General features: G+C 50.4%; 12 protein-coding genes. All 12 read left to right on the plus strand.

Annotated elements, in window-relative coordinates:
- Window positions 1–48: 48 nt before the first annotated feature.
- The 12 genes from KNP75_RS02375 to KNP75_RS02430 all read left to right on the plus strand — a co-directional run bounded on the left by KNP75_RS02375 (window position 49) and on the right by KNP75_RS02430 (window position 12,822).
- Window positions 49–1,101, plus strand: coding sequence for a glycosyltransferase family 2 protein (locus KNP75_RS02375; RefSeq protein WP_215189687.1), 1,053 nt, complete (start codon window positions 49–51; stop codon window positions 1,099–1,101).
- Between the two features lie 13 nt (window positions 1,102–1,114).
- Window positions 1,115–2,272: a glycosyltransferase family 4 protein gene (locus tag KNP75_RS02380; RefSeq protein WP_215189689.1), complete on the plus strand. Its 1,158-nt coding sequence runs from the start codon at window positions 1,115–1,117 to the stop codon at window positions 2,270–2,272.
- A 134-nt stretch (window positions 2,273–2,406) separates the two neighbouring features.
- Window positions 2,407–3,183, plus strand: a complete 777-nt coding sequence (locus KNP75_RS02385; protein ID WP_052090165.1) for a YveK family protein — start codon at window positions 2,407–2,409, stop codon at window positions 3,181–3,183.
- Complete coding sequence (locus tag KNP75_RS02390) at window positions 3,146–3,850, plus strand: CpsD/CapB family tyrosine-protein kinase (protein WP_214754170.1); 705 nt, start codon at window positions 3,146–3,148, stop codon at window positions 3,848–3,850. The genes KNP75_RS02385 and KNP75_RS02390 overlap by 38 nt, the downstream gene beginning before the upstream one ends.
- A 54-nt stretch (window positions 3,851–3,904) precedes the next feature.
- Window positions 3,905–4,840 (plus strand): glycosyltransferase family 2 protein, encoded by a 936-nt coding sequence (locus KNP75_RS02395; RefSeq protein WP_215189691.1) that lies wholly within the window; start codon window positions 3,905–3,907, stop codon window positions 4,838–4,840.
- A gap of 22 nt (window positions 4,841–4,862) precedes the next feature.
- On the plus strand, window positions 4,863–5,927 hold the full coding sequence (locus tag KNP75_RS02400) for an EpsG family protein (protein ID WP_215189693.1): 1,065 nt from the start codon (window positions 4,863–4,865) through the stop codon (window positions 5,925–5,927).
- 15 nt (window positions 5,928–5,942) lie between these two features.
- Window positions 5,943–7,484, plus strand: coding sequence for an oligosaccharide flippase family protein (locus KNP75_RS02405; RefSeq protein ID WP_215189695.1), 1,542 nt, complete (start codon window positions 5,943–5,945; stop codon window positions 7,482–7,484).
- A gap of 191 nt (window positions 7,485–7,675) precedes the next feature.
- Window positions 7,676–8,701 (plus strand): polysaccharide biosynthesis protein, encoded by a 1,026-nt coding sequence (locus KNP75_RS02410; RefSeq protein ID WP_034778988.1) that lies wholly within the window; start codon window positions 7,676–7,678, stop codon window positions 8,699–8,701.
- Entirely contained in the window at window positions 8,698–9,882 is a 1,185-nt protein-coding gene (locus tag KNP75_RS02415; RefSeq protein ID WP_215189697.1) for a polysaccharide biosynthesis C-terminal domain-containing protein, read from the plus strand. The genes KNP75_RS02410 and KNP75_RS02415 overlap by 4 nt, the downstream gene beginning before the upstream one ends.
- Window positions 9,809–10,966 (plus strand): non-hydrolyzing UDP-N-acetylglucosamine 2-epimerase, encoded by a 1,158-nt coding sequence (wecB, locus tag KNP75_RS02420; RefSeq protein ID WP_215189699.1) that lies wholly within the window; start codon window positions 9,809–9,811, stop codon window positions 10,964–10,966. Before KNP75_RS02415 ends, wecB begins: the two co-directional genes overlap by 74 nt.
- The gene (locus KNP75_RS02425) at window positions 10,963–12,093 is read left to right on the plus strand and encodes a glycosyltransferase family 4 protein (protein WP_138858902.1); all 1,131 of its coding nucleotides are present in this window, start codon (window positions 10,963–10,965) and stop codon (window positions 12,091–12,093) included. The genes wecB and KNP75_RS02425 overlap by 4 nt, the downstream gene beginning before the upstream one ends.
- A gap of 12 nt (window positions 12,094–12,105) precedes the next feature.
- A complete protein-coding gene (locus KNP75_RS02430) occupies window positions 12,106–12,822 on the plus strand; it encodes a WbqC family protein (RefSeq protein ID WP_215189701.1) in 717 nt (238 codons plus the stop codon).
- Window positions 12,823–12,827: the final 5 nt, after the last annotated feature.

A 12,827-nucleotide genomic window follows, 5' to 3' on the forward strand; every position in this document is an offset into this window, starting at 1 on the left:
GATAGCATCCTCACATCATGAAACGACAACTTAGAAGGAGTGACCCACATGCCAAGCCTTACCCCGCTCGTCAGTTTGGTCGTACCCATCTACAATACAAGCGCCTATCTGGGACAGTGTCTCGATAGCCTTGTCCATCAAACATATCCACACCTCGAAATTATTTGTATCGATGACGGCAGTACGGATCACAGTCTCGACATTGCGTTGACCTACGATAAAGATCCGCGGGTTCGTGTTATCAGCCAGACAAATCGCGGATGTTCCGCTTGCCGGAATCGAGGGCTTCAACTGGCATCGGGTGAGTACATCATGTTTATCGACAGTGACGACTGGCTAGATCTGGATGCGATTCGGTTGATGGTCGAACATGCAGAGGCTGAGCGAGCAGATGCTGTCATGGGGACGTATGTACGCGAATACGAAGGGCGTTCACTCCCGAAACGAATCTTTGAAGCGGACTTTTTATCGTATAACGCAGAGGAGACGAGACGTTATGTCCATCGCCGTCTGTTCGGACTTGTCGGGGAGGAACTGGCTCACCCGGAAACGGTGGATGCGCTCAATTCGAACTGCATCACGCTCTATCATCGCGATCTCATCAAACATTTATCATTTGGCGGACCATATGGCACGTTCGTCGACTTATACTTTCAAATCCAAGCGTTGGAGCATTGCCACCGATTCATTTATATCGATTACCCGGTCTACCATTATCGAAAAACGAATCGAAAATCGGAAACGAGTGTTTATCATAAAGACCTCATCGCTTCACGCATGCAGTTCTTCCATATCTTGATGCGCTATATCGAGGCACATCAGCTTGGAGAGGATTACAATCACGCGCTCTATAATCGGATCGCCCTCAGCATGATCGGCATCGGCTTGAACGAACTCGCCGCGCCGAAGTCACTTTTCGCCCAGGCAGAGTCGTTGAAACAAGTGCTCCGGCAAGCAGAATATAAACGCGCCTACTCGCAGATGGATATGCGTTATTTCGACATCAAATGGCGGACGTTCTTCCAGCTCTGTAAACATGAACAGACCGTACCGCTCGTCTTAATGTTGCGTGGGGTCGACTATCTTCGGAAACGTGTGTGAGGAGGAGAAAACGATGAAACGAGTGCTCATGGTCGCCTCGGTCGTCTCGATGATCGAGAGCTTCAACCGCGACAATATCCGCATGCTCCAAGAGATGGGGTATCAAGTCGATGTCGCCACGAACTTCGAATGGGGCAGCATGTATTCGCCGGAGAAGATCGCCCGCATCAAACAGGACTTAGAAGCGAACGGCGTCACGTTGTACCAAATCGATTTCGAGCGCGACATCAAGAAGATGAACGGTCACGTCCGCGCCTATCAACAGTTGAAAGCCGTCATGACGGCGAACCGCTATCACTTCATCCACTGCCACTCCCCGATCGGCGGGGTCGTCGGCCGGCTCGTCGCGCGCCAGACGCACACCCCATGCATGTACACGGCGCACGGCTTCCATTTTTTCAAAGGCAGCCCGTCGCTCAACTGGATGCTGTATTATCCGGTCGAACGGACGCTCGCCCGCATGACCGACACGATCGTCACCATCAACGAAGAGGACTTCTCGCGGGCACAGACGTTCAAGACGTCGCACACGTTCCGTATCCCCGGCATTGGCGTCGACACGAAACGGATCGAGGCGGTCATCATCGACCGGTCATTGAAGCGTCGCGGCCTCGGCGTCGACAGTGACACGGACTTCGTCTTGTTGTCGGTCGGCGAGTTGAACGAGAACAAGAACCACGAGACGATCATCCGCGCCATCGCCTCGCTCAAAGAACCGACGCTCCGCTATTTGATCGCCGGGACGGGTGACAATAAGGACTACCTCGAGCGGCTTATCCGTGAACTCGGACTCGAGCGGCAAGTGACCTTGCTCGGTTTCCGGGACGACGTCATCGAAGTGATGAAGGCGGCGGACTGCTTCGTTTTCCCGTCGAAACGGGAAGGGCTCGGCATGGCCGCGCTCGAGGCGATGGCAGCCGGACTCCCTCTCATCACGTCGAACGTGCATGGCATCAATGACTATTCGATCGACGGGGTGACCGGCTATAAATGTTCGCCGGAAGACGTGACCGGATTCGCCCGGGCCATCCGGACGATGCAACTCGATTTCGATTTGTCCCATCAGATGGGGCTCCACAACAGCGAGTCGGTCAAGGCGTTCGACGTCGACCGCTCGAAATCGGAGATGCGTCGCATCTATTCACAATTCGTTCAGAATAAGCCGACATGATAGTTCATGAAAAGATGGTAAAGATTTCTTTCCGATTTGCAGTGAGCGTCGGGTAAGGAGTAAAGACAGAGAACGACCTCAACGTCACGACTGGATTTTAGTGTACGCAACTTTGTCTGAAGGAGGGCTTATGAGTGAAAAGTCAAACGATGTTACTCTCAGAAATATTCGGGGTGTTAAAGAAAAATATGTTGCTTCTTTTCTTGATGATCCTCGTGGGCGGGGGTGCAGCCTACTATTTAAGCCAGTATGTGATTGCACCGACTTATGAGGCCTCGACACAAGTACTGATTGTACCGAAGGAAGAGGCCGGTACGAATGTCGTCGACAGTTCACAAGTCTCATCTTCACTATCTCTTGTGAACACATATCGAGTCATTATGCGTAGCCCGGCCATTTTGAACGAGGTCCAAGCTCGAGTGGCGGAAGCACCGAAAGACATCAGTGAGATTCTTTTAGTCGAAAGTGAAGAAGAATCACAAGTCATTAACATCGTTGTGGAGTACGGGGATCCGGTCGTCGCAACCGAGATTGCCAACGTCATCACACGCGTGTTCGCCAGTGAGATTCCCGACTTGATGAATATCGATAATGTTCGCATCCTATCGGAAGCCGTCGTACCAGGCGAACCAATCGCCCCGAATATCGTCATGAATACTGCGATCGGGCTGCTTGCAGGCTTTGTGGTCGGAGGCGTGCTCGCCCTCATCCGTCATACGTTCGATAAACGGATTCACGATGAGCGTGAGGCCGAACTTATTTTGGCAATGCCGGTCATCGGTTCGATCCCGGTCATTGAAAAACGTGACATGAACCCGAAGGTAGTGAAACCAAAAACTGAGGCTGCCAACGAGCCGAAAGGAGACGATCCACATGTTCCACCTGTCAAAGAGACAAGACAAACATCGTGATTCTGGGCGCAGCCTTATCACGCTAGCCAATCCTAAATCCCCAATCGCTGAACAATATCGAACGATTCGCACCAATCTACAATTCACGGCGCTTGGGGCCACGTTACAAACAATCGTCGTCACATCGGCTTCACCAGGCGAAGGGAAATCGACGACGGCCTCGAACTTGGCCATCGTCTACGCACAACTTGGAAAAAAGGTGCTGCTCATGGATTGTGACATGCGCAAGCCGACGGTCCATTTCACGTTCCAGCTTGCGGGTCAAACGGGCTTGTCCACCGTCCTCGCCAAACGGACGACGTTCGACCGTTCGGTTCAAATGACAAAAGTGCCGAAGCTTCACTTGTTGGCAGCGGGTCCGATTCCGCCGAACCCGTCGGAACTGCTCGCATCGCCGATGATGAAGCAATTGTTGGATGAGGTGAAGGAGAAGTACGACTTGATCATCTTGGATGCACCGCCGCTCATGCATGTGGCGGACAGCCGACTTCTCGCGAGTGAGACCGATGGGACCATCCTCGTCGTAGGTTGTGATACCTCGAATCGGGACTTGGTGCTGAAAGCGAAAGAACAACTCATCTTGTCTGGCGCCCATATGTTGGGGATCGTGATGAATAAACGCGAACGAGCCGGCAAGGATGCTTACTACGCATACACGTATGAATAAAACATTAATCGGCTGATTTGATTTGAATTACGGGAAGCAAGAGGAGGAAGCGAAATGAATAACCCACTCGTCTCGATTGTCATCCCCGTCTACAATGGAGCGGACTATTTGAAGGAAACGATTGAAAGTGCCCTCGCCCAGACGTATGAGCGGGTGGAAGTGATCGTGGTCAATGACGGTTCGACAGACGGCGGTGCGACGGCGGAGATTGCCCGCAGCTTTGGGAACCGGATTCGGTACTTCGAAAAACCAAATGGCGGGGTATCGACCGCGCTCAACTTAGGGATTGAGAAGATGCGAGGCGATTGGTTCTCGTGGCTGAGTCATGACGACCTCTACACCGCAGATAAAATCAAAACACAGGTTCAGCATCTAGAGAAACTAGGTGATCAGGCGGAACATCATATCCTTTCATGCGGTACGAAACTGATTGATGAGTCGGGTCGTCCAATCCATCGCCCGAGAAGACAGCCGAAAGGGATGTACACGAGTGAGGATATGTTCGACTATTTGTTGCTGGAGGCGTGCTTGAGCGGATGCGCCTTACTGATTCCAAAACAAGCACTCAAACGCGTCGGCGGGTTTCCGACGTCATATCGGTATATCCAAGACTGGGTATGTTTCACTGATTTGGCTCTAGAGGGCTATCATTTCAAGATGACGACAGAGCCGCATGAGAAGACGCGGATTCATGCGAAGCAGCAAACGAAAAAGATTGCGAACCTCGCACCAATCGAAACGGCTCGCTTCTTCGAACAGCTATTGATTCGACTCGACGCAATCAACAGCGAAACCACCCCTCAAATCCAAACGGTATTTAAAGCCATCTATCGGTCGACCGAGCCAGACGTCAGGGACGAGTTGATCCGGCGGTTCGACGGGAATCGGCATTTGAATTGGGTCGATCAAAAGATATTACTTGTCTCGTCATTCATCTATCATCGTCTATTGACGCTGTACCGGGGCATGATGAATCTTCGTTACCGCTGACAGCCGAAAAGGAGGAGGTCGTATGTGGATCTATCTGATTAATATGTTGCTTCTGATCGCATGGGCGGCGCTCCTCCTGCGTGATGATGGTATCAAGCACGGGAAACTGCTGTTTGTGACGATTGCGACAGGGCAATGGATTCTATTGTCTGGCTTTCGTCACTTCAGCGTCGGAGCGGACACGATGCAATACAAGTGGATGTTCGATGAGACGAAGCGAATCTCGTGGGAGCGGCTGGGAGACAATTTTATCAACATCGTGTTTGGGGATGGGGACGGTCGAGATCCCGGTTACTATCTGTTGCAGAAGACGATTCAAATCGCGACCGAGAACTATCAATGGTATCTCTTGACAGTCGCGCTCTTATTCCTCATTCCGTTTGGGGTCTGGATTTACCGGAATTCGACCGAACCACTGCTCAGCTTCCTTATTTTCTCGACATTGTTCTATGCCTTCTTTGCCATCACCGGCATCCGACAAACGATCGCGACGGCCATCGCCGTATTGATTGGTTACTATTTTATTCAAACGAGACGGTTTTGGCCATTTGTTGGAGTCGTATTGCTAGCAGCGACAATCCATAAATCCGCACTCGTCTTCCTCCCGTTTTATTTCTTGGCGACGAAGACGATCACGCCACGTTATCTGCTGTTCATGGGTGCGTTGATCCCATTCTTGTTCGTGTTCCGCGTCCCATTGTTCGAATTCTTCCGTACCATCAGTGGTTACAACGAATATGAGTACTACACGGGAGCAGGGACCTTTAACTTCTCCATGATCTTGATTCTGATCACAATCGTTTCACTTTGGCGACGTGAGCAGATGATTGCGGTCAACCCGAACGTGACCCACTATTTGAACGCCTTGTTGCTCGCCCTGTGTTTTCTGCCGCTCACGTTCATTAATCCTTCGATGATGCGGATTGTCCAATACTTTTCTATCTTCGTCATGTTGTTGATCCCAGAACTGATTCGTTCCTTCGAACGTCGGGAGCGCCTGCTCGTCTATTACTTGGCCATCACGATGCTGCTGCTCTTGTTTGTCCGTAACGAACCGCTTTATATGTTCTTTTGGCAACAGAAATAAGGGGAGGGGAATCTGGTGACGACGAAAGTGGAGTTTGATGAACAAAAAAGTTCACGGCAAATCAAAATCGGTGTACTCATGTCTTACATCGCCATCGGATTTAATATCCTCGCCGGGCTGTTCTACACACCATGGATGATTGCGGAAATTGGGAAGGCGAACTATGGACTCTATATGCTCTCGCTGTCGCTCGTCAGCATCTTTGCGCTAGATTTCGGCTTGGAGGCGGCGGTGTCACGCTTCCTGTCAAAATATCATGCGCTCGGAGATTCAGAAGGAGCGTCCCGTTTTCTCGGTGTCGCGTTCAAACTTTTCCTCGGCATTGCAATTCTGATTGGAATTGTCCTGATTGGTGTGTACGTGATGATCGATACGATTTACGCGAGTCTATCACCGACTGAAGTGGAGACGCTTAAAGTTTTATATATCATGGTCGGCTTTTACATCGTCGTCTTGTTCCCGACCAAACCGTTCAATGGGATTTTTATCGCGAACGAACGGTTCGTCGTCCTCAACTGGTTCAACTTGATCGAGAAAGTATCGACCGTCGTCTTGATGATTGGTGCGCTCTTGTTCGGATTTGGCTTGTACGCACTCGTTTTCGTCAACGCCATCGTCGGTCTATCCATCATCATCGGCAAAGGCATCTACCTGCTCCGCAGAACGGAGACGGCCATCGACTTTTTGCATAACAGCCGTTCGATGTATCGGGATATCTTTTCCTTCTCCTCTTGGACGACCGTCATCGCTATCGCCCAACGTTTCATCTTGAACATCACCCCGACCATTCTCGGGGCTTTGGCGAGCAGTGCCTCCATCGCCTTGTTCTCAATCGGGATGGTCATTGAGGGGTATGTTTGGACCATTTCATCAGCGATCGGATCACTCTTCCTGCCGAAGGTCACGCGTATGACGACCTATAATCGACAGTCCGAATTGGATAACTTATTGGTCCGTGTCGGACGCATCCAGTTGTACATCGTCGGATTGATTATCATCAGTTTTGCGACGATGGGACGGGAGTTCATCGGACTTTGGGTCGGTCCCGACTTCTTTCCGTCCTATGTGGTCGCGTTATTACTCATTCTTCCTGGAATCATCACGTTGACGCAAGAAATCGCCTACACGACGTTGATCGCGGTCAATCAAATCAAGTACCGGGCGTTCGCATCGCTCATCGTCGCGACGGTCAGTGTGATCCTGTCGCTTCTCTTATCGCCGCATTACGGGGCGATTGGTGCTGCCATCGCCATCTTGATTGGGAATTTGGTCGGTACTGTCGTCTTTATGAACATGGTATATATACGCGTCTTGAAATTAAAAATGTGGAAATTTTTCTACGAATGCCATGTGAAGATTGCACCAGCGTTGGTTTTTCTAGGCGTGGCGGGCCTAGTGGTACAACGATACTTACCTGTCGACTCACTGATCCACTTTCTCTTTAAAGCTGCTGCGGTCGGTCTCGTCTACTTTATCTTTCTATGGATCTTCACGTTTCGGGATGATGAAAAAGAACTGTTGCGTGGGTTTATCAGCCATGCATCGAAGACATCCTGAACAGGGTGTCTTTTTTCAAGGGATGCAAACATTAGACATGTCATCTTTCAAAAAAATGATAAACATTTCTTTCCTATTCTCACAATGAGACGGGTAACACGATAGTATCAACATCATTGCAATTGTTTCCAACTCAACTTTCCCATCACCTTTAGAAGCAACTGACATCATGACAAAGGAGAGGATTCGCAATGTTTAAGGACAAGACATTATTGATCACTGGAGGCACAGGCTCATTCGGAAACGCTGTCATGCAACGTTTCCTGAAAACGGATATTAAAGAGATTCGCATTTTTTCACGAGACGAGAAAAAACAGGACGATATGCGTAAGCTCTATCATGACGATAAACTCAAATTTTATATCGGAGATGTTCGTGATGTGAACAGTGTGCGCAACGCGATGTACGGCGTCGATTACGTCTTTCATGCGGCGGCATTGAAACAAGTTCCTTCGTGCGAGTTCTTCCCTCTAGAAGCAGTGAAGACGAACGTGCTCGGGACGGATAACGTCTTGAACGCGGCCATCGAACAACAAGTCCAAAAGGTCATCTGCCTATCGACGGACAAGGCGGCCTATCCGATCAATGCGATGGGTATTTCGAAAGCGATGATGGAAAAAGTCTTCGTCGCCAAAGCAAAAGCCGTGGGCCCGGACCAAACATTGATTTGCGGCACACGTTATGGAAACGTCATGGCATCAAGGGGTTCTGTCATTCCATTATTCGTGGACCAAATTAAACGGGGCGAGCCGTTGACCGTGACGGACCCGTTCATGACACGGTTCTTGATGAGTCTCGAAGATGCGGTCGAACTCGTCGTCTTCGCCTTCAAGAACGCGCATGCGGGAGATATCATGGTCCAAAAATCACCTGCGTCCACGATCGGGGTGTTGGCCCAAGCGTTGCTCGAGCTGTTCCATGCGAACAACCCGATCAAAGTCATTGGCACACGGCATGGTGAAAAGTCATACGAGACGTTATTGACACGAGAAGAGAATGTTGTCGCGGAAGACATGGGCGGCTTCTACCGGGTGCCGGCTGACACGCGCGACTTGAACTACGATAAATATTTCAATGAAGGAAGCAAGCGCTTGACGGTCGAGGGCGAATATAACTCGGCCAACACAGAACAGTTGAATGTCGAGCAAGTGAAGCAACTCTTGTTGACCCTTCCGTACATCCAACAAGAACTTGCGAGCTGGGTGAAAGTATCATGAACATTCTTGTCACCGGGGCAACTGGATTCATCGGCAAGAATCTGGTCGCCGAATTAACCGCACGGGGTCACGATGTATTCTCGTCCACACGCGATACGTCGGAAGCCGAACTTCAACAATTTTGCCAACACGCTGAGTTCGTCTACCACTTGGCCGGGGTGAACCGCTCGGAAACTGAAACCGAGTTTGTGGAAGGGAACACCGGGTCCACCGAGCAGTTGGTCGCATCGTTAACCGCTCATGAGAATGACGCGCCCATCATGTTTGCCTCCTCGATTCAAGCGACTCAGGACAATCCGTATGGACGCAGTAAACTCGCGGCGGAGAACGTCTTGAGACACGAACATGAGAAAACGGGGCGCACCATCTATCTGTTCCGCTTCCCGAACCTGTTTGGAAAGTGGGGACGGCCGAATTATAACAGTGTCGTCGCAACATTTTGTTATCGGGTGGCACGAGACTTGCCGATAGAAATTCACGACCCGGCACGCACCGTGCAACTGGCGTATATCGATGACGTGATCGATGCATTGGTCGGCTTGCTCGATGTGAAAAGACGAACCCCGGCCGTGTATGAGGAAGAAGTTGCAGTCCATCCGCCAATCGAGCTCGGCCGAATCGCCGACTTGTTACAGACATTCAAAGAAAGTCGCCAGAGCTTGGCCGTCCCGAATTTAGAGGATGTGTTTACGAAGCAACTGTACAGCACGTACCTCAGTTACTTGCCTGTCGACCGCTTCGCTTATGACTTGAAGTTGAATGAAGATGCACGCGGGTCGTTCACTGAATTCATCCGGACGCCCGACCGGGGACAAGTGTCCGTCAACGTTGCCAAGCCCGGGATCACGAAAGGGAACCACTGGCACCACACGAAAAATGAAAAGTTCCTCGTGGTCAGCGGCGAGGCGTTGATTCGTTTCCGCAAGGTCGGAGAGAACGAGGTCCATACGTATCACGTCACGGGAGAGATGATGCGTGTGCTCGATATCCCAACCGGCTATACGCACAACATTGAAAACATCGGAACGACCGACTTGGTGACCGTCATGTGGGTGAATGAAGCCTATGACCCGAACAACCCGGACACATACTTTATGGAGGTGCAAGATGAAACGACTCAAAGTGATGACCATCGTCGGGACGCGTCCCGAAATCATACGCCTGTCGGCCGTTATTCATAAACTGGAACACTCTGAGGCCATCGAGCACGTCCTCGTGCATACGGGACAAAATTATGACTATGAATTAAATGAAGTGTTTTTCGAGGATTTCTCTTTGCGAAAACCCGATTACTTTCTTAATTCTGCGACGGGCAGCCCGATTGAGACGATTGGTAACATTCTCATCCAAGTCGATCCCGTGCTTGAACTCGAACGTCCGGATGCGGTGTTGATTCTCGGAGATACAAATTCTTGTCTTGCGGCGATTGCAGCCAAACGCCGGAAAATCCCGATTTTCCATATGGAGGCGGGAAACCGTTGCTTCGACCAACGTGTCCCGGAAGAAATCAACCGCAAGATCGTCGACCATACCGCGGACGTGAATTTGACGTACAGCGATATCGCCCGGGAATACCTTCTCCGAGAAGGGCTCCCGGCGGAACGAATCATCAAGACGGGAAGCCCGATGTTCGAGGTGTTGATGTCGAAACGAGAGGCGATTGAACAGTCAGATGTGCTGAGCCGACTTGAACTGACTCCGGACCACTACTTCATCGTCTCGGCGCATCGAGAAGAGAACGTCAACTCCGACAAACACTTCTTGGCACTTGTCGACAGTTTGAACGCAATCGCGGCGCAGTATGGACTACCGGTCATCGTCAGCACCCATCCTCGGACGATGAAGCGGATTCATGAATTGAACGTCTCGTTTCATCCGTTGGTTCGACTTCTCAAGCCGCTCGGATTTGTCGACTATAACCACCTTCAACTGCATGCTAAAGCGGTGCTCAGTGACAGCGGGACAATCAGCGAAGAGTCTTCCATCCTTGGCTTGAGAGGGTTGAATATCAGAGAGACGCATGAGCGGCCGGAGGCGATGGAAGAAGGGGCCGTCTTGATGGTCGGGCTTGAGAAAGAGCGAATCTTACAAGGGTTGTCGGTCGTCATGGAGCAGGAGCGGCCTCGCCTCGTCAGTGACTACAGCATGCCGAACGTCTCGGACAAAGTGGTACGGATTTTGATTTCGTACACGGATTACGTCCGACGCGAGGTATGGAAAGGCACGACCGACCCCCGTCAAACCGTAAGGGAGGGTGAACGATGAAACAAAAACTCGTCTTTATCGGGAATATCGCTTCCCCTTATCAAGTGAAACTGTGCTACGCCTTGGAAGAATATTTTGACGCTGAATTTTGGTTTTATGAGCACCTCGATCAAAATCGGCCGGACTGGTGGAAAATCCCGCTCGGCGAAAAGTGTCAAATCTTAAAACACACGAAGTGGTTTCCCAAACTCGGTTATCTCTCGCTCGGATTGATCCCAGAGCTGATTCGGTTCAAACCGGATGTCATCCTACTCGGCGGATTCATGGCTGGACATGCGGGCATCGTGAGAGTGGCAAAACTGTTCGGAATCAAGACCGTCGTCATGAGTGAACCGATTCGTCCGCTACAAAATGACGACGACCCTTCTGATCGGCTCACGAATCCTCAAGACAATCCATATAAAACGAAACTGTTGCACTGGATGTTCAAGGATGCCGACTTATATTTCGGGATGGGGACGGTAGCGGTCGAGCAATTCAAGGACCATCTCGGGTTTGATCCTGAAAAAGTTGTGCATGCGACATATGCACAGGACATTGATGCTTACTTCGATCATGGATTGAGACGGAAACAGCCGGGCGACACGTTCAAACTTTTGTTTGCGAATCGTCTCGTCGAACGCTATCAGCCGCTGCTCGTGTTAGAAGCATATCGGAATTTATCAAAACGCTATTCCCTCGAACTCTATTTGAACAATTCAGGACAACAACTCGAGGCGTGTAAAGCATATATCGCAGAGCACGATTTGAAGAACGTCCACTTCTTAGATGAGATCCGGGCGTGGGACGAGATGCCGAAAGTGTATGAACAAGCGGATATCTTGGTCCTGCCGGCCACGTATTCGAACGGGAACGGGACCATCATCGAAGCGAGAGCCTCAGGCATGGGGGTCGTCATCAGCGATCAAATCAATAACGTCTCCCATCACTCCGTAGACGGAAAGAACTGCTACATGTGTGACATCACGGTCGAATCGATCGAACGAGGGATTGAACAGTACCTCGAACATCCGGAGCGTCTCATCGAACATGGCATGTTATCGCGGGAACTCGTCAAGTTCCATCGAAACGATGTCACGGCCAAAGGATACTATGACACGTTACGCGCGAAACAAATCATTTCGTAAAGGAGAGACGTCATGAACGTGGGCATCATGCAACCTTACTTCTTCCCTTATATCGGGTACTTCCAGTTGATCCATGCGGTCGATACATTCGTTGTGTATGACGACGTTCATTTCATCAAAAAAGGGTGGATTCATCGAAATCGTGTCCTGATTGATGGAAACCCTCACCCGTTCACGTTATCAATTCAAAAGATGAGCCAAAATCGTTTGATTTGCGACCATGAACGGGCACAACCGGATGAGATTGCCGAACAACAGTTGAAACTGTTGCGACACGCCTATCACAAAGCCCCTCAGTTCGAACACATCTTCCCATTGCTCGAACGAGTGATTCGTCATCCCGAACGAAACGTCGGGAAGTATTTGGCAAACGGCATCGAGGAAGTCGCACGGTATCTCGGCATCTCGACGACATTCATTCTTTCGTCGGAGTTGAACGCTGGATTCGGATTGAAGGGCCAAGCGAGGATTATCAAGATGTGTGAACAGTTAAGGGCGACGCATTACGTGAATGCGATCAACGGAATGTGCTTGTATGATGCCGATGTGTTCGAACAGGCGAGGATTGATCTATCGTTTATCAAGACCGATTCAATCACGTACGATCAAGGGCCTTATACGTTCCAACCGAACTTGTCCATCATCGACGTGATGATGCATTGTTCCAAACCGGAAATCCAATTCATGCTTGAACGGTACGCACTCGTCTCGAATCGCCAAGTGACCTAGGAGGT

Origin of the sequence: Exiguobacterium sp. s6 (assembly GCF_018618155.1) — a bacterium.
GTDB lineage: Bacteria > Bacillota > Bacilli > Exiguobacteriales > Exiguobacteriaceae > Exiguobacterium > Exiguobacterium mexicanum_A.